This is a genomic window from Streptomyces sp. 3214.6 (assembly GCF_900129855.1).
GTDB lineage: Bacteria > Actinomycetota > Actinomycetes > Streptomycetales > Streptomycetaceae > Streptomyces > Streptomyces soliscabiei.
The window spans coordinates 6,750,567-6,767,258 of sequence record NZ_LT670819.1 but is presented as its reverse complement, the minus strand read 5'-3'; the positions used below and the strand labels follow the sequence as shown (position 1 = coordinate 6,767,258).

The window sequence follows — 16,692 nt, the reverse complement described above, 5'->3', positions numbered from 1 at the left end:
GAGCGGATGACGGGCTGAGATCTCCGGGCTTCAAGATCATCCTGTGACCCCTTGTCGGCTTCCCTCGGCGATCCCCTGGAGGGCCGCATCGGTGTCCGCGATGGCCAGCACCTTGTTGATGTCGATGCCGGCCAGCGCGCCGGCCGCTGCGGAGGCCCCGACCTGGGCAACCGGATCGGTGACGTTGCCGGCCACCCACACACCCGGCACCTCGGTGGTGCCGTCGATACCGGAGGCGAAAGTGCGGCCCGTCGGCAGGTCCTGCACCGGCAGGCCCAGACCTTCCAGGCCATGGGTGCGGGCCTGCATCTGCGGGGCGACCGCGAGGACGCGGCGGGCCACGACCTGGCCGTCGGCCAGGCGCACCCCGGCGAGGGCGCCGTCCTCGTCGTCGACGACCCCGGTGACCGGGGTGTCGATGACGCGGATGCCGCGGGCGGCGAAGCGGGCGCGGCTGTCCTCGTCCAGGTCGGTGCCGTGGGTGAAGTAGGTCAGGTCCTCGGTCAGCTGGCGGAACAGATACGCGTGGCCGATGGATGCCGGGCCGGTGGCGAGGATGCCGATGGGCTCATCGCGCACCTCCCAGCCGTGGCAGTACGGGCAGTGCACCACACTGTGTCCCCAGTGCTCGGCGAGCCCGGGCACCTCGGGCAGCACATCCTTCAGGCCGGTGGCCACCAGGACGCGGCGGGCGGTGATGCTGCGGCCGTCGGCCAGGGTGACGGTGAACCGCAGGTCCCCGTCCGCCGACGGGGCGGCGGACTCGGCCGAGACCACCTCGCCGAACACGACGCGTCCGCCGTACTGGCGCACCTGCTCCCGGCCCCGTCGAAGGACCTCGGACGGCGGGGTGCCGTCCAGAGCGATGAGGCCGTGCACGGCCTCCGCGGGCGCGTTGCGCGGGGAGCCGCTGTCGATCACGACGACCGAGCGGCGGGAGCGGGCGAGGATCAGTGCACCGTTCAGCCCCGCGGCGCCCCCGCCGATCACCACCGCGTCGACGGCCCCCTCGGGCAGAGCGTCGCTCGCGTACGGAGGAGTCGCCGCAGCCACGGCCTCCTGCCTTTCCTGATCAGTCATGGTTCGGTCAATCCTTCGAGTTCTGGGTGTTGGAGGGGGCAGCCGTTCAGGAAGCGCAGGATGCGGGCGGCGACCGTCTTGGGCTGTTGCGAAGAGTCCGGCCCCGGTTTGCTGGGGTCGTTCGTGATGTACAGATCCAGTACGTCGATGAACGCCATCGCCAGGATCAGACCGTGCCTTGTCGGCCTGGAGGGCATCGCAACGCCAGGCGTGCACGCAGCCTGTCCGGTGAGCTCAGGACCGTTGTGTACTGAACAGTCAGAAACCTAAGCGGTTCTGTACTAAGTTGTCAAGTACGGCAGGTCGACCCTCGCTCACCACAACGGCAGCAGCAATGCACCGATCAGGGCGGGGCCGCGAGGGCGGCGTCGTCGGCGAAGGCGACATGGCCGAACTCGGCGCCCCGCCCCAGGTCAGTTCGCCTGAGCCGTGTGCTCGGACAACGGGCCCGCACGGTTATGGGGGGACCCCCGCAGCAATGGGGCGGTCCTACCCGAGCAGGCTGTGCCGGCGGCGATGCCTCTCATCGGAGGGGCGGTCCGGCAAGACCGTCCCTGACGGGCCACCAGCCCCCTACACTCCCGACGATGCCTCTGACCAGGTCAGACAGCGAAACGGTGCTGGAGTGCCAAGGGTCAGGCCGTGGTCAGCTCCGGTGGTACCGGCAGTGTCATGAGGCGGAGCAGTTCAGCGACTTTGGCGTCGAGTTGTGCTCCGCCCTCGGCAATGCGGGGATCGCCGAAGCTGGCGAATTTGCTCGACGGTTGGTCGATGCTGAACTGCACGCGGCCGGAGGCGGTCTCGTAGATCGCGGTGCGCAGCGGGGCGTACAGGATGATGCCGGGGTCGTGCCGGAACATGGTTTCCGCGATGACGTTGTTTCCCATCATGTAGGTGACGGCGCGGTGTTGATGTCCCGAAAGCCGCATCACCGGCATCGGGTCCAGGGTCCAGAAGACGGCGAAGGAATGGGGTGTGCGGTCTGCGGTGTATGCCTGCACCCGTGCGAGGTCACCTGTTGCGATCACTTCGACGAGTTCGGCGAAATCGATGGCGGGTACCAGCGATTCGTAGCGCCGACGGACGTCATCGAAGGAGTCGTCGGTGTCGATGACGAGGCGGTTGACGAGGTGGGGGACGGCCTGAGTCATGGCACTTCCTCATGTCCTGACGGGGATGGGCGGCGGGTGCCGATAGCTGCCGGGTCAGGTCAGGCCGCGTCGAGCAGGATCCGCGCCATCTCGTCGGGACGCTCCAAGGCGGAGAAGTGTCCGGTACGGGGCACGGTGATGCGGTGGACGTCCGCCAGCGCGTTGGCCACGCGGTCTCGTTCGGCGGGCCGGGACCAGTCGTTCTCGCTGTAAACAAGGGTGACGGGTGCCGACACGCGCGGGTAGCGTTCGCGGGCCCGGTCGAATCCCTTGAGGCTGCGGAAGATCCCTCGGGACACCTTGTCGTAGCCCTTGCGGCGGCCGCTCCTCAGTAGCTCGGTGATGAAGTCCTCGGGCAGCTTGGTCTTGTCGACGTAGCCGCCCTGCAGAATTGCCCGAAAGACGGGCCGCGGCTCTTGAGTGGCGAAGAAGGGGCCCAGCACGGGCATCCGCACGCTGGAGATGATGCCGCGGGCGATCCAGTTCCCCCGCTCCCCGCCCTGGGGGTAGTCGTAGCTGTTGAACGCCACGACCCGGCTGACCCGGTCCTTCAGGTCGATCGATGCCGACAGGGACAGGGCGCCCCCGAGCGATTCGCCCGACAGGGTGACGTCGTGAAGGTCCAGTCCGCGGACGAATTCGACTACCGCGGCCCGCAGCTGCGGCTCCTCGTACTGTGCGCCGGGGACGATGTCGGACCATCCCATCCCGGGCAGATCCAGCGCGTAGACCGTGTAGTGGTCCCACAACAGCGGGATCACCCGCTGGAAGTAGTCGAGCTGGCCGCGCACGGTGTGCATCAGAACGAGGGCGGGGCCGGTGCCCACGGTGTAGTAGCGCAGCCGCGAGCCGTCGGCCCGGGTGAAGAACCGCACCTCGCCGTGGCCGTTGCTCCAGGTTCTCGCGTACGTCGCGTTGGGAGACTCGTTGCGTTCCATGGTTCTGTCCTCTCCGGTGAGGAGAATGCCGCAATTCTGGCATTCAACTTATTTCGTTGGTCTGTGAAGTTGATCAGGTGCAAAGAGGTGCGGTCGCCCGAAGTGTCCTGTCTCAGAGAGCGCCGCCTGCGCTCTGGAGTCGACGTCCTGGCCGACGTCTCCCCCGCTGCGGTCGATTCCGGTGTCCTTGGTCATGAGGGCTCCTGAGCCGGGTCGGAGACGGTGTCGGGCTCGATGTCAGGGTCGGTGGCGGTGAGGGGAAGCAGCACCTGGAAGCGGGTGTCGCCGGGTACGGACTCGACTTTCAGGTCACCGTGGTGCTTGTTGACGACGATCCGCCAGGAGATGTCGAGCCCCAGCCCCGTGCCCTCGCCCACCGGCTTGGTGGTGAAAAACGGGTCGAAGATCCGGCCCCGGATGTCCGGCGGCACTCCGGGTCCGGTGTCCTGGAACTCCACGAGCAGCCGGTCGTGCACCAGAGCGGTGCGTACGGTCAACGTCCCTTCGTCGCCCGCGCTGTTGATGGCGAAGACGGCGTTGTCGATCAGGTTGGTCCACACCTGGTTCAGTTCGGCCGGGTAGGCCGGAATCCTCGGCACCGAACGGTCGTACTCCTTCACGACCTTGACCTGGGGACCGATCTTGCCCGACAGCATCAGCAGCGTGCTGTCGAGGAGTTCGTGGACATCGGCAACCTGGTAGGGCGCGCGGTCCAGCTGCGAGTACTGCTTGGCGGCGTCGACGAGGTGCGAGATACGGGTGGTGGAGTCCTCGATCTCGGACATCAACAGCTCGGCCTCGACCGTGTAGGTGAGCCACTCGATGGCACTCGGCAAAATTTTCTGCTCGTCGACGGCCGCCGCGATCTGCTCCAGCCAGTCGACGTCGAGACCGCCCTGCACGAAGGCCGGCGCGATCTGCCAGCCGTTCTGGACACCGTGGTCGTCCAGCCAGTCGGCGAGTTCGTCCTCCCGGTCGGACGCTTCGAGCGGGCTCAGTGGCGGCGCCTTGGAGACCCGCTCGGCCGTACGCTCCTGGAGGTTGACCAGGGCCTTGAGGGCGTCGCCGTGGTAGGGGCCCGAGGCGATGACGCCGAGCTTGTTGCGCATGTGCGCGACCCGGTCCCTGAGCGACGAGGTGGCCCGTACGGCCGCCGCGGCCGGGTTGTTGAGCTCATGGGTGAGACCCGCGGACAACGAGCCCAGCGCCAGCAGCCGTTCGCGCTGCCCGACGGCCCGCTGAAAGGTCTGCGAACCGAGGGCGAGCCCCTCCAGGAGATGGATCGCCATCGGAAACCACTCGTGCATGAAGTTCGCGAACGATTCGGCGGGCAGGACGAAGAACCGCGTCGGCTCCGACACCCGCAGCGAGTTCATGTACCGCTGCGGTTTCCCTTCCCCGAGGTACGCCATCACGGCCCCCGCGTACACCCCTGGCTGGGACGTGCGGCTCACCTCGATGTCATCGCTGCCCACCCGGCGCGACATGACGAGCGTGCCCTCGATCATCACGTAGAAGTCGGTCGCCGGGTCACCTTCGGCGAACACCGGCCCCGGGTCGAACAGTTCGACCCGGCCCGCGCTGCACAGCCTGTCAATCTGCTCGGCGCTGAGCTTCTCGAACAGAAACAGCGAACTGATCTCCGCCGCGCTGCACGGCATCAGCCGCCCGCTCACGACTGCTCCAGATACCGGTGTACGAGCATCACGGCCATGGCTCCCTCTCCGACGGCGGACGCGACCCGCTTGGCGGACTCCGCGCGCGCGTCCCCGGCGACGAACACGCCGGGGATGTTGGTCTCCAGGTGGTATGGCGGCCGGTCCAGCTCCCAGCCCACCGGCGGCCGCCCGTCGGCGGTCAGGTCGGGTCCGGCGAGGATGAACCCGCGCTCGTCCCGCGACACCGTGCCGTCCAGCCAGTCGGTCAGCGGGGCCGCGCCGATGAACACGAACAGCCACTGCGCGTCGACGAGTTCGGTCTGACCGCTCGTCGTGTCGCGCAGCGTCAGCTGTTCCAGTTGGTTTTCGCCGTGCGCGGCCTCGACGACCGTGTGGGCCCGTACGAAGATGTTCGGCGACTCGGCGATCTGCTGGATCAGATAGTGCGACATCGACGCGGTGAGGTCCGCTCCGCGCACCAGCAGCGTCACCGACTTGGCGCCCCGCGACAGGTACATCGCCGCCTGCCCTGCCGAGTTGGCGCCGCCGACGATGTACACGTCGTGGCCCTGGCAGGCGGCGGCCTCGGTGAGCGCGGACCCGTAGAACACCCCGCGGCCCGACAACTCGTCGGCACCCGGCGCCTCCAGCTGCCGGTACGACACACCGGTCGCCAGGATCACGCTGTGCGCCGCGATCTGCGACCCGTCCGCGAACCGTACGAGCCGGGCCGCCCCGCTGCTCTCCAGACCGGTCACCTCCCGCGCGGAGAGGATCTCGGCGCCGAACTTCGTGGCCTGGCGTCGCGCCCGGTCGGTGAGCTGGCCGCCGGACACCCCGTCCGGGAAGCCCAGGTAGTTCTCGATCCGTGAACTCTGCCCGGCCTGCCCGCCGGTCGCCGACCGCTCCACGAGCACCGTACGCAGGCCCTCCGAGGCCCCGTACACGGCCGCGCCGAGCCCGGCCGGGCCGCCGCCGATGACGACCAGGTCGTAGAAGTCGGCCGTGGGTGTCGTCGCCAGCCCCACGTGTGCGGCCAGGTCGGGCACCTCCGGCTCGACGAGCGCCGTACCGTCCGCCGTGATCACCACCGGCAGCCGCTGCCCGTCCTGCCCCGCGACCGCCAGCAATCGCTGCCCCTCGGGCTCGTCGGTGGAGTACCAGCGGTACGGCACCTGGTTGCGGGCCAGGAACTCCCGTACGTCCGACGAGCGCGCCGACCACCGGTGACCGACGACCTTGGTGCTCGGCATCGGCCGGAAGTCACTGCACCGCCACGCCTCGAGCAGGTCGTCGAGCACCGGGTAGAGCTTCTCCTCCGGCGGGTCCCACGGCTTGAGGAGGTAGTGGTCGAGGTCGACGACGTTGATCGCGTCGATCGCCGCGTTCGAGTCCGCGTACGCGGTCAGCAGCACGCGCCGGGCGCCCGGATAGACGTCCAGGGCCTGTTCGAGGAACTCGATGCCGTTCATCTGCGGCATCCGGTAGTCGGCCACGATCACCGCGACCAGATCACCGCGCAGCTTCAGCTCCCGCAGCGCCTCCAGCGCGGACTCGCCGGACTCCGCGCGCACGATCCGGTACGAGGCGCCGTAGCGCCGCCGTAGGTCACGGGCGACGGCCCGGGACACCCCGGGATCGTCGTCCACGGTCATGATGACGGTCCGCGCAGCGTCCAGGAGTGGTCGGACGAGAGATGCTGGTGCCGGCTTCGGTGTCTCTGATTCGGACATGTGCGTCTCCTCGGGCGCCGCCCCGTACTGCGGGGTCAGCCGGCCAGTCGGTTGAGCTTGCGGATCTGTCTGTCGAAGGCGCGCGAGGGCACGATCCGGCGCAGGACGCTGACGCGTTTGGCCATCGAGCCGGCGGTGTACCGGAGCTTGGGCTTCGAATCGGTGGCGGCCGCGACGATCACCTTCGCGACAACGTCCGGGGCGTCGGCGTTGCGCACGGCTGTGGCCAGCACGTCTCGGGAGACCTCCCGCTGCGCGGCGTAGACCGGCAGGGGCGAGTCGGGTGCCATGCTGCTCGCCTCGAAACTCGTGCTGGTGTAGGCCGGCTCGACCAGCAGCATCCGGACGCCGTGCTCGCGCAGTTCGTGATCGACGGACTCGGAGTAGCCCTCGACCGCATGCTTGGTGGCCGCGTAGACGGCCATGAAGGGGGCCGGGATCAGACCGAGTACCGAGGAGACGTTGACCACGCGGCCACTGCCCTGGGCACGCATGAGGGGCAACACTGCGTTTGCCATCCGCATCACGCCGAAGACGTTGATATCGAAGACCTCCGTGGCCTGGTGGATCGAGCTCTCCTCGCCGGCGCCGACCGCGCCCACGCCCGCGTTGTTGACCAGGACGTCGATCCGACCGAACCGATCGATCACCTCTCCGACGAGGGCGCGGACCGACTTGTCGCTTGCCACGTCGAGATCGAGGAACGTCACCCCGGCGAGCGGCTCGGCGTTCACCGCGTTGCGGCTCGTGCCGACCACCGCGAAGCCGGCGCCCACCAGGGCGAGCGCCGCCGCCCGCCCGATCCCGGAGGAGGCGCCCGTCACGAGGGCCACTCGGGGAACTGTCTGCATGGTGGTTCCTTCGGTTGTGGGCATGACTTCGCCGGGCGCTGTGCGGGGTCGCCCGCGCTGAGGCCGACATCGTCCGCACCGGTCCTGCAAGCCCGGACCAAGCCTGTCCGGCGAGCTCAGGACGGTTGTTTACTGAACAGTCCGAAACCTAGGCAGTTCTGTACTGAGTTGTCAAGAAGGGTGGGTCGGCTTTACGGTCTTCGTATGGCGAGACCACGAAGCTTTGACCGCGACCACGTCCTCCATGCCGCCGAGCGACAGTTCCGCACCTCGGGCTACAACGGCACGAGCGTCGACGACATCAGTGCCGCCACCGGCCTGGGCCGCGGCAGTCTCTACGGCGCGTTCGACGGCAAGCACGGCGTGCTGCTGGAGGCGATGGCCGGCTACTTCGCCCGGCTGGCGCAGGGTCCGCGCAAGATGCTCGCCGGACCGGACGAGGGCGCCCTGGAACGACTGCACCAGTACTTGCTCCGCGCCGTCCACGGGGTACCACTCGCCGCGGACGTACCCCCCGCCTCCGACCGGGCGGGGGCGGCCTGCTTCGCCGCCAAGATGGCCCTGGAGATCGGCGCCTCCGACCCCGAGGTGAAACGCCTGGCCAACGACTGCTTCTCCGTGGTCCGGGCGGCGGTGGCCGAGTGCGTGCGAGCGGCGCAGCGCAACGGCGACATCGACCCCGACGCGGATCCCGACGACCTCGCGTACCTACTGCTGACGATCATCCGCGGGAGCGATGTCGTAGGCGCGTACGGCCACGGCCCCGACCGCCTGACCTCGATAGCGGAGAGCGCGTTCGCCTTGCTGCCTCGCCCGCGCCACACCTGAGAGGGGCACGGCCGGCCTCGTTGCACAGGCATCTGACCGTGAGCGTGGCTGCAGGCTCCTGACAAACGCACGGGTCGGTCGCGGGACGACCAGTGCGGGTGGCGGTGAGGCGGGCCCTCGGGCGATGGCTGGGCGCCCATCGGCCCGGGGGGCCACTACGCCCACCCTGAGGAGGCATCGTCTATCGACGTGCGGGCGACCACCGCCTCGAAGCGGGCGCTCGCTCCCAGCTTGCGCATCGCGCTGCGCAGATACGACTTGACCGTTTCGGGCAGCAGCGAGAGCTTGCGACCGGCTTCGGCGTTGCTGCAGCCCAGTGCCACCTGCGCCAGGACGTCGCGTTCCCGGGGTGCCAGGGGCGGGCCCGGTACCGAGGCCGTGGCGGAGGTTGAGCCCGTCGGCTGGCCATGCCGAGCATCCGACCACGCAGATCACCTTCGGGGACCTGCTGGACTATGCGCCGCAACTCGGCATGAACCTGGCGGAGTTCTTCGAGCGGCACTGCTCGCCGACGGCGCGGCGTACAGCAGGCGCAGGCGGCGGTGGACCTCGTCACGGATGACCGGCTCGGCGGCCAGTCGCCGGTAAGCGTCGGCGACCGCTTCGGCCGCCCGGTCCGCGAGCAGGGCCGGGTCGGCGCGACAGGTTCCGTAGAGCACCGCGCCGGAGACCGGTGGCCTTGTCCCATCGATCTCCGACAAAGCCGTTTTCCCCACGAAGTCAGAGACGGTCAACGAGGACGTCGGCGGAGGAGGAGACACCGGCCCGGCCCGAGGGTCGGGAACGCGGAGAGTGGACGGGCTACCGGCGATCCACCGGCGCGGGACTCCTCGCCGTAGGACATGACCGTACGCTCCTGAACCGCTGGTGTGAGCGCACGCTCCATTGGGAGACACTCGGCGCGGCGAGCAGCCCCTGACCGAAGAGTCGCGCGTACGGGGGTTTGCGGACCGACATCCCTGCCCGACGTCCCTTGGCCCTCGCGAGGCTGCCCGGAACGGCCTCGAAACCCTCGGCCGTCTGCCAACGGCCTGTCACACCTGACGTACCCGAACTCCGGGAAGGTCGTCGAAGCGGGCTCGCTTGTCGTAGGTGACCACGGTACGCGCGGTGGTCAGCGCGGTGGCCGCGATGATCAGGTCGTGGGCACCTCGGGGCTGGCCAGCCCTGCGGACATGCGCGAGCAGCCGCGCGTGCGCGCGGGCCACGTCCACGGTGTACTCCTCGACCGGGATGGTGGCGAGGACGGTGTCGACGAAGGACTGGCGGGCAACCCGATTAGTGTCGCCCGCCAGTTCCACCCCCTGGAGCAGTTCCGCCGCTGTGATGGCGGCGATCGCCGGATCGTCGTCGTCGGCCAGCGCCTGATCGAGGGAGACCTGCCGGCGCTCGATCGCGATCAGCACGCCGGTGTCCAGGATCAGTCGCTCCACGGATCGTCCAGCGTCAGCAGATCACGGGTGGCCGTCACGTCGTCCTCGAAGGCGTCATCAAGGGTGCCGACATGACGCAGGAGAGCGTCCTTCACCGCCCGTCCCGTGGCCTTGGGCGCGGGAGCCAGCACGGCCAGACGCTTGCCTCCACGGGTGATCACAATGGTTTCCCCGCGTTCCGCACTGTCCAGCACGGAGGCGAAGTTCCGTGATGCTTCGGTAGCGGTCATCGTCTTCATGACCTGATTTTCTCAGAGAATCTGATACCCGACAAGACGCGTTTTCGCCCCGCTCACCGCATCCCCCGCTACGGCATCACCGCAGGGCACTGCACTTGCAGCAGCCCAGTTCAGGGGCCAGCACAGGGGAGGCGAAGGGGTTTCTCCTCCCGACCCACGCTGCGACACCCCTGCGCGGTGACCGCCTTCCGGGCCGCCCATGTCCTCACCCGTCGCCTCGAGACCTCCCTCGCTGACCGGGTGCCCCACTGCACTGAACGGCCATGATCATGGGACTCGTCGGCTGCCTCGCCGTCTCACAGCGGCGCACGCACCCCGGCATGAGACAAGGGCGCGCTGGGCCGTGTCCAGTACGGGCCGTTTTCCCCGCGATCACCTGAGCCAACGCACGGCACTTGCGATTCCTCGTGTCAAGCCAGCGTCCAGAATCGGGCGTCCAACCCCTCGAAAACGTCGGCCATGGAGGCGCGCCCAACGCCCAAGCCATCACATCAGCACAGGTCAGCGATCCAGGGCGGCTTCGCCGGCCGCCGTGGGAGGGGTAAATGGGCACGCTGAAGGCCCCATAGCCCTTGATCAACACCGCGTTGCGGGGTGGCAGCGCAGGAGGCGGAGGTCAGCTGGTCAGCTACCTGCGGTTTTGCCCACGCCGGTAGGTATTTACGCGTCAGAGCGATTCGAACTAACGCCCCCAACCACAGACTTGAAGTCACGAGCAGCGGATTCAGCCCCGGGACCCAAAAGTCCCGAATCCACAACCCTGATGAGACGTTTCCGCAGGTCAGCGACCTGCACAGTGGGGCGGGTGGGGCTCGAACCCACGGCCGACGGATTATGAATCCTTTGGGGATCTTGGCGGTCCTTGCCGATCAATACTCATCCGCGACGTTTCCGCAGGTCAGATGCGGTTGTCCAGATTGGGGTCAGTCAGTCTTCCCTGACATCAAGAGGCGACCCTGTCCGCCGGACTGCGCATGGCCCTGGGCCGCAGCGCGTCGATCGGATCAGCCGAGGACGTAGGTCTCATCACCGAAGTCAGCAACGATCTTCAGCTTGCCGCCGAGCGCCTTGACGTAGGCGGCGAGAGTGTCGACCTCGCTGCGTTCCGGTTGGCCCTTGAGGGAGTGGTTCTCTCGGAAGCAACCGTCCCGGACAGCGATGAAATCGGCGCCTCGCCGAGTGACAGTCAGCAGGGCCAGCCGACTCCCTTACTCAGGCGGTCACCGCGAGCGCGATGTGCAACCGCGACCGCAGCTCTCATCCTCAGAGGCCGAGAAGACGTTGCTATCGTGGGGTGGGGTAGCCCAGCTTTGAGAGGGATCCGCTGATGAAGCCATCCCACACCCGAGTCCTGGCCGAGGCTGCCTATGCAGCCGGAGCCCGTGACCGGCACGAGGCCGCGATGACGGTATTGAGGCTGCTCGAGCCGGTGACTCATCACGACGCCGGCGCCCTCATGATCTGGGACCCGACGGACCATGCGCACCGCGCGCTCGCTGCGGTCACCTACGGCGACGAAACAGTTGCCGCACTGGGTGACCGTTATGCGACGAGCGCCGAGAACCGGCCGGTCCGGGAGCGGCACCTGCCGATGCGGATCGACGACATGCCAGGCGACTACCGAGTGTCCCCGATGTACCGAGAGGTGCTCAGACCTGCCGGCTTCGAAGACGGCATGACCGCATGCCTCTTCTCGGACAGCGGGGTGTACACGGGCATGCTGCACTTCTCCGCGGCGGCGCGCGGCGCGTTCCGTGATGACGCGTTCGAACTCCTCAAGGCATTGGCGCCTGCGCTGGCGCGGATGTGCGACGTGGGTCGACGGCAGACCACCCGATGCGCCATACCCTCGGGAGCGAACGCCACCCTGATCGACCACACCGGCCGTGCCTGGGCCGTCGAGTCGTGCGCCCCGGCGCTCGCGCCCACGCAGCCCGACTTCACCGGCTTCCTGCACCGCTTCATGGCCTCGCCGCAGGTCGCCGCCACCGGGCTGCAGGCGTCGAGCGAAGGATGGCTCACGCTGCAGGTCCTGAAGGTGGCCGATCCGCTGGGACGGCCGGAGCCGGCCGTACTGGTGCAGGAGCTTCCGACAGCCGGCCTGCCCCATTCCCTCTCGCCGCGCGAGTACGACATCCTGAACGGGATGGCAGCGGGGTTCTCGAACCAGCAGCTGGCATCGCAGCGAGACGTCTCCCTGCGCACGGTGACCACGCACGTGGAGCGGATCCTCCACAAGATGGGGCAGCCGTCGCGCGCCGGCGCGGTGGCGTCGGCGCTGCGCGACGGGATTCTGCGCCTGGACCGCTGACCACCGCTGTCGGTAGGAATGCGTATTGAGGCGCAAGGTGGCCGAAAGCCATATTCGAGGTGAAGAGAAGCCCGCGCTGAAGGCGGCCCCCACCCGCCGAGCCGGCTGCTGCCGACCCCCGCGTCCTCCCCGCTGTTGCCGCCCACGGGACCGACAGCCGACCGGGGCTCGTTCATCCCTCAGGAGGCCCGGCCATGAACGTTCCAGAAGCTCCGCAAGCAGTGCCCGAAAGACCTGACGGCGCGTATGACGACAGCGACCGGCTGCACGAGCTCGGTTACGAGCAGGAGCTCGCCCGCACGCTCAGCCTGGCCGACGTCGTCATCTATGGCCTGATCTACATGGTGCCGCTCGCCCCCGTCGCGGTGTTCGGCATCGTCTACAACATGGCCGCCGGCGCGGTCGCCGCGGTGTACGTGGTGGCCGCGATCGCGATGCTGTTCAGTGCCATCAGCTACAAGGAGATGGCGGTCCGGTTCCCGGTCGCAGGCTCGGTCTACAGCTACGTGCGGATGGGCAGCAACCGCTTCCTCGGGTTCGTCTCCGGGTGGGCCATCCTGCTCGACTACCTGCTGCTGCCCGCGCTGCTGTGCGTCTTCGCAGCCAGCGCGATGACCGGAGTGGTCTCCTGGGTGCCCGCCTGGATCTGGGTGGTGATCTTCGTCGCCGCGACCGCCCTGATCAACATCATGGGCATCAGCGTCACCGCGACGATGAACAAGATCTTCCTCTGCATCCAGCTGGTCGTGCTGGCCGTGTTCCTGGTCTGGGCGGCCGTACTCATCCTCCAGGGCCGGGCGCATCTGTCGCTCAACCCGTTCGTCCCCGCCGACGGCGGCTCCTGGTCCCTGGTCCTCGGTGCGGTCCCCGTCGCCGCCCTGAGCTACATCGGCTTCGACGCCATCTCGACACTGAACGAGGAGGCCGAGGGCGGGGGCAGGACCGTCTCCAAGGCCACCATGATCGTCCTCTACCAGGTGACCGCGCTGTTCGTCGTACAGGTCTTCGTGGCGGGCATGCTGGTCCCGAGCGGGACGGAATTCGCCGACGGGGACCCGGTCAACAACGCCTTCTACAACGTGGTGGGCACGGCCATGGCGGGCTGGTTCAAAACGGTCGTCCTGCTGACCGCTGCCCTGATCGCGATCTTCGCCAACACCATCGCCTCCAACGCCACCTCCGCCCGCCTGGTCTTCAGCATGGCCCGCGACGGACAGCTGCCGAAGTTCCTGTCGCGGGTCAGCGACAGGCACCAGGTCCCCCTCAACGCGATGATCTTCATCGCAGTCCTGTCGGTAGGAGTCGGCATTCTCGGCGTGGAGCAGGCGGGACTGCTGACCACCCTGGTGACCTTCGGCGCGATCACCGCCTACGTCCTCCTCCACGTCAGCGTCTTCACCCACTTCGTCGTCCGAGGCGGCAGCCGCCGCTTCTTCGTCCACTGGGTCTCCCCGATCCTCGGCGCCGCACTCCTCCTGGTCGCGCTGTGGAACGCGGACTCCAACGCCAAGATCGTCGGCTCGTGCTGGCTCGTCATCGGCCTCGGCGTGGCGGCGTACTTCAAGCTCACCGGCCGTGCGCTCGGTGGCTCCGACGCCTGACCGCACTCGCGCATACCGCCGGGCAGCACAGGCATCGGCCCGAGACACCGTCACATCGAGGCGAATGCCTCAGTCGCTGCCCGGCGCTCGCGAGCTCCTTCAGTACAAGAAAGGCACACTCCCGTGAGCCCATCGCCCTTGTCCCGTCGCACCGCAACGGTGTTCCAGCAGCAGGAGGTGAACTGATGCGCACCAGTGCAGACCGCTCGGCCGAACTGCTCGAAGTGTTCCGTCTGCGCAGCGAGGAACGCCTGCGCAAGGAGTGCACCGACGAGGTCGTCGCTGCCCATGACGCGGCTCCGCTGGGACCGCACAACGACCGCACTCAACGCGTGCTGCGGGCGCTGCGCAGCCTGCCCGTCTCGGGCAAGCACATCGTCTTCTCCGAAGGACCCGACGGCCCCTGGCGCGTGGCGCAGATCGTCCTGGGCATGCCCGGCAACCTGCTCCTGACCGAGCAGTCCTTCGAGGACTACGAAGTCGCCATGCGGTACATCTTCACCGCGCGTGTCGCGGAACTGCAGAACTAGAAAGAAACGAGGAGGGTCATGCCACTCCCCAGCGGCCGCACGACGACCCAGAACGTCTTCGGCTACACCGATCGCTTCTCCGCCCGTCCCGGCGAGCACCTGTCGTTCCACATCAGCTGTGAGGGCCCGTCGGCCTACGACGCCGCCCTGGTACGCCTGCGACACGGCTACGACGGGCAGGCGGGGCCGGGTTTCCTGGAGACCGAGGTCCCTTCCACCATCGATGGGACGTACGCGGGGCACTACTACGCCTGCCAGCCCGGCTCCTACGTCGAAGTCCCTGACCCGAGGGGCCTGCTGGCGGACCCCGACGCGCTGGTCATCCGCGCCGCCGTCTTCCCGACGCTTCCGCGTGACAACCGTTCAGGGAGCCTGGGCGCCTATCGGGTCAGCCAGAGCTCCGTCGGCTTCACCGGCGAGCGCCAGGCGGTCATGGGCACCTGGGACGAGGCGACCATGACCGGCTGGGCCCTGCTGCTCGATGACGGCAAGCCGTCCGTCGTATGGAGCGAGGGCGGTCAGCGGCGGACCCTCACCCTGGAACAGGAGCTGACGGCCCACCAGTGGTACCGGCTCGAGGTCGAACTGCCGCGGTCGGCGGGGCAGATCACCCTGCGGCAGACCCCGCTGGACCACTGCGCGGACCGGGTGGCACCGGCCGCCGCAGCCGCCGTACCCGAGCAGGCGAGCGCAGCCGCCTCGGCAGTCCGGACGGCTTCCTCGATGCCGTTCCGTATCGGCGCGCTGGCTCGCAGGGATGGTGACCGGCTGCTCGCGGCGACCGCGTTCAACGGGAAGATCGGTGGCGTCCGTATCGAACGCGCCGCCGATGATGCCTCCGAGGTGCGTGAGCCGGTGGCTGCCTGGCACTTCGGCCGCAGCCGGCGCCCCGACGGGCTGCTGCTGTGGGATGTGGTCGACGAGGGGCCTCACATGCTGCACGGCCGCTGTGTCAACGCGCCCGTCCGGGGCGTCACCGGGCCCGAGTTCCAAGGTGTCGTGGAGGACTTCCGGCTTGCGCCCGACGAGTTCGACGCCATCCACTTCCACGACGACGACATCGCTGACGCCCAGTGGCCCGCGGCGTTCACCTTCGAGGTGCCCGAGGACCTGCCCAGCGGCGTCTACGCGGTGCGGCTGCGGGCCGAGGGCATCGAGCAGCACGTGCCCTTCCTCGTCGGGCCGGGCCGCCGCCGCAAGGACGTCGCCGTCCTGTTCCCCACGGCGACCTACTTGGCGTATGCCAACGACAGGATCGCATTCGAGGCGGACGGCATGGAGATGCTCCTCGGGCACACGCCCATCGTCCACAAGGAAGACCTGGTCCTGCAGGACCACCCCGAGTTCGGCCGTTCCCTCTACGAGATCCACAACGACGGGTCCGGCGTGGTGTTCGGCAGCGTCCGCCGTCCGCTGATCAGCCTGCAGCCGCGGTACCGCGCCTCGTTCATGAGCGAAGGCCCCTGGGGCCTGCCCGCCGACCTGTCCCTCGTGCACTGGCTGGAGACCGCGGAGTGCGAGTTCGACGCCCTCACGGACGAGGACCTCGACCGGGAAGGCCACGACCTGCTGCGCGACTACCGCGTCGTGATCACCGGAAGCCACCCCGAATACGTCACGCGGCGCGAGCTCGACGCCCTTGAGGAGTTCACCGCGAACGGCGGCCGGCTGATGTACCTGGGCGGCAACGGCTTCTTCGCGACCGTCTCCTACGACCCCGACGCCCCGCACCTGATGGAGCTGCGCCGGGCCGACGGCGGCACCCGCCCCCACCAGTCACCCTTCGCCGAACGCCGCCACACCACCTCGGGCGAGGCCAGCGGCCTGTGGCGCAACAAGGGCAAGGCCCCGCAGCGTCTGGTAGGAGTCGGCATGGCGGCCCAGGGCTTCGACCGCTGCACCTACTACGAGCGCCTTGCGGACAGCCAGGATCCGCGTGCGGCCTTCATCTTCGACGGCGTCGGTGAGAACGAGCTCCTGGGAGACTTCGGCATCATCGGCGGCGGCGCGGCCGGCGCCGAGATCGACTGCTGGAACCCGGCGCTCGGCTCGCCGCCCGGAACCCTGGTCCTGGCCACCTCCGGGCCCTTCTCCGACAACTACCTGCTGGTGACCGAGGAGATCTTCGAAATGCTCCCGGGGATGGGCGGAACCGAGCAGCCGGCGGTCCGCTCGGACATGGTCTACTGCGCGCTGGAGGGCGGCGGCGGATTCTTCTCGGTCGGATCCATCGCCTGGACCGGGTCGCTTTCCCACAACGGGTACGACAACAACATCGCGAAGATCACAGGCAACGTACTGCGGCGCTTCCTCGACGAGAAGCCGCTGGAGTAGGCCAC

15 protein-coding genes and 2 pseudogenes are annotated in these 16,692 nt (G+C 68.4%); 6 read left to right on the top strand and 11 right to left on the bottom strand.

Going from position 1 to position 16,692, the window contains the following annotated elements; genetic code table 11:
* Positions 1-36: 36 nt before the first annotated feature.
* The 7 genes from B5557_RS30600 to B5557_RS30575 form a co-directional block, all read right to left on the bottom strand.
* Positions 37-1,080, bottom strand: coding sequence for an NAD(P)/FAD-dependent oxidoreductase (locus tag B5557_RS30600; RefSeq protein ID WP_231976079.1), 1,044 nt, complete (start codon positions 1,078-1,080; stop codon positions 37-39).
* Positions 1,077-1,238, bottom strand: a complete 162-nt coding sequence (locus B5557_RS43950; RefSeq protein WP_159424450.1) for a hypothetical protein — start codon at positions 1,236-1,238, stop codon at positions 1,077-1,079. Before B5557_RS43950 ends, B5557_RS30600 begins: the two co-directional genes overlap by 4 nt.
* Before the next feature lie 477 nt (positions 1,239-1,715).
* Entirely contained in the window at positions 1,716-2,231 is a 516-nt protein-coding gene (locus B5557_RS30595) for a DUF302 domain-containing protein (RefSeq protein ID WP_079662475.1), read from the bottom strand.
* A gap of 59 nt (positions 2,232-2,290) precedes the next feature.
* Positions 2,291-3,169: an alpha/beta fold hydrolase gene (locus tag B5557_RS30590; protein WP_079662474.1), complete on the bottom strand. Its 879-nt coding sequence runs from the start codon at positions 3,167-3,169 to the stop codon at positions 2,291-2,293.
* 191 nt (positions 3,170-3,360) lie between these two features.
* On the bottom strand, positions 3,361-4,845 hold the full coding sequence (locus B5557_RS30585) for an ATP-binding protein (RefSeq protein ID WP_079662473.1): 1,485 nt from the start codon (positions 4,843-4,845) through the stop codon (positions 3,361-3,363).
* Positions 4,842-6,560, bottom strand: coding sequence for an FAD-dependent oxidoreductase (locus B5557_RS30580; RefSeq protein WP_079662472.1), 1,719 nt, complete (start codon positions 6,558-6,560; stop codon positions 4,842-4,844). Before B5557_RS30580 ends, B5557_RS30585 begins: the two co-directional genes overlap by 4 nt.
* A 35-nt stretch (positions 6,561-6,595) precedes the next feature.
* A complete protein-coding gene (locus B5557_RS30575) occupies positions 6,596-7,411 on the bottom strand; it encodes an oxidoreductase (protein WP_079662471.1) in 816 nt (271 codons plus the stop codon).
* Positions 7,412-7,615: 204 nt separating this feature from the next.
* Between B5557_RS30575 and B5557_RS30570 the strand changes: the two genes are divergently transcribed.
* Positions 7,616-8,239 (top strand): TetR/AcrR family transcriptional regulator, encoded by a 624-nt coding sequence (locus tag B5557_RS30570; RefSeq protein ID WP_079662470.1) that lies wholly within the window; start codon positions 7,616-7,618, stop codon positions 8,237-8,239.
* Positions 8,240-8,394: 155 nt separating this feature from the next.
* Here B5557_RS30570 and B5557_RS30565 read toward each other — a convergent pair whose 3' ends face one another.
* The gene (locus B5557_RS30565; protein WP_079662469.1) at positions 8,395-8,595 is read right to left on the bottom strand and encodes a response regulator transcription factor; all 201 of its coding nucleotides are present in this window, start codon (positions 8,593-8,595) and stop codon (positions 8,395-8,397) included.
* A gap of 446 nt (positions 8,596-9,041) precedes the next feature.
* On the opposite strand from B5557_RS30565, the pseudogene B5557_RS46340 reads away from it, so the two are divergent.
* Positions 9,042-9,158, top strand: a pseudogene (locus B5557_RS46340) (ABC transporter ATP-binding protein); the annotation flags it as partial.
* Positions 9,159-9,273: 115 nt separating this feature from the next.
* Here B5557_RS46340 and B5557_RS30555 read toward each other — a convergent pair.
* The 3 genes and pseudogenes from B5557_RS30555 to B5557_RS46000 all read right to left on the bottom strand — a co-directional run.
* Positions 9,274-9,672 (bottom strand): PIN domain-containing protein, encoded by a 399-nt coding sequence (locus tag B5557_RS30555; protein WP_079662467.1) that lies wholly within the window; start codon positions 9,670-9,672, stop codon positions 9,274-9,276.
* The gene (locus B5557_RS30550) at positions 9,660-9,911 is read right to left on the bottom strand and encodes a type II toxin-antitoxin system Phd/YefM family antitoxin (RefSeq protein WP_079662466.1); all 252 of its coding nucleotides are present in this window, start codon (positions 9,909-9,911) and stop codon (positions 9,660-9,662) included. The genes B5557_RS30555 and B5557_RS30550 overlap by 13 nt, the downstream gene beginning before the upstream one ends.
* Before the next feature lie 1,004 nt (positions 9,912-10,915).
* Positions 10,916-11,029 (bottom strand): annotated as a pseudogene (locus B5557_RS46000) (transcriptional regulator); the annotation flags it as partial.
* Positions 11,030-11,238: 209 nt separating this feature from the next.
* Here B5557_RS46000 and B5557_RS30540 point away from each other — a divergent pair.
* From B5557_RS30540 to B5557_RS30525, 4 genes are all read left to right on the top strand, one after another.
* The gene (locus tag B5557_RS30540) at positions 11,239-12,222 is read left to right on the top strand and encodes a helix-turn-helix transcriptional regulator (RefSeq protein WP_079662465.1); all 984 of its coding nucleotides are present in this window, start codon (positions 11,239-11,241) and stop codon (positions 12,220-12,222) included.
* A 194-nt stretch (positions 12,223-12,416) separates the two neighbouring features.
* Positions 12,417-13,823, top strand: coding sequence for an APC family permease (locus B5557_RS30535; protein WP_231976078.1), 1,407 nt, complete (start codon positions 12,417-12,419; stop codon positions 13,821-13,823).
* A gap of 185 nt (positions 13,824-14,008) precedes the next feature.
* Positions 14,009-14,353 carry a hypothetical protein gene (locus B5557_RS30530; protein WP_079662463.1) on the top strand — a complete coding sequence of 115 codons (345 nt, stop codon included), beginning with the start codon at positions 14,009-14,011 and terminating at the stop codon, positions 14,351-14,353.
* A gap of 18 nt (positions 14,354-14,371) precedes the next feature.
* Positions 14,372-16,687 carry a N,N-dimethylformamidase beta subunit family domain-containing protein gene (locus B5557_RS30525; RefSeq protein ID WP_079662462.1) on the top strand — a complete coding sequence of 772 codons (2,316 nt, stop codon included), beginning with the start codon at positions 14,372-14,374 and terminating at the stop codon, positions 16,685-16,687.
* The last annotated feature ends 5 nt before the right edge of the window (positions 16,688-16,692 follow it).

Bases quoted from the DNA above. Each gene is read 5' to 3' on its own strand.
- B5557_RS30600 (WP_231976079.1), bottom strand. From the start codon at position 1,080: ATGACTGATCAGGAAAGGCAGGAGGCCGTGGCTGCGGCGACTCCTCCG.
- B5557_RS43950 (WP_159424450.1), bottom strand. From the start codon at position 1,238: ATGGCGTTCATCGACGTACTGGATCTGTACATCACGAACGACCCCAGC.
- B5557_RS30595 (WP_079662475.1), bottom strand. From the start codon at position 2,231: ATGACTCAGGCCGTCCCCCACCTCGTCAACCGCCTCGTCATCGACACC.
- B5557_RS30590 (WP_079662474.1), bottom strand. From the start codon at position 3,169: ATGGAACGCAACGAGTCTCCCAACGCGACGTACGCGAGAACCTGGAGC.
- B5557_RS30580 (WP_079662472.1), bottom strand. From the start codon at position 6,560: ATGTCCGAATCAGAGACACCGAAGCCGGCACCAGCATCTCTCGTCCGA.
- B5557_RS30575 (WP_079662471.1), bottom strand. From the start codon at position 7,411: ATGCAGACAGTTCCCCGAGTGGCCCTCGTGACGGGCGCCTCCTCCGGG.
- B5557_RS30570 (WP_079662470.1), top strand. From the start codon at position 7,616: ATGGCGAGACCACGAAGCTTTGACCGCGACCACGTCCTCCATGCCGCC.
- B5557_RS30550 (WP_079662466.1), bottom strand. From the start codon at position 9,911: ATGAAGACGATGACCGCTACCGAAGCATCACGGAACTTCGCCTCCGTG.
- B5557_RS30540 (WP_079662465.1), top strand. From the start codon at position 11,239: ATGAAGCCATCCCACACCCGAGTCCTGGCCGAGGCTGCCTATGCAGCC.
- B5557_RS30535 (WP_231976078.1), top strand. From the start codon at position 12,417: ATGAACGTTCCAGAAGCTCCGCAAGCAGTGCCCGAAAGACCTGACGGC.
- B5557_RS30530 (WP_079662463.1), top strand. From the start codon at position 14,009: ATGCGCACCAGTGCAGACCGCTCGGCCGAACTGCTCGAAGTGTTCCGT.
- B5557_RS30525 (WP_079662462.1), top strand. From the start codon at position 14,372: ATGCCACTCCCCAGCGGCCGCACGACGACCCAGAACGTCTTCGGCTAC.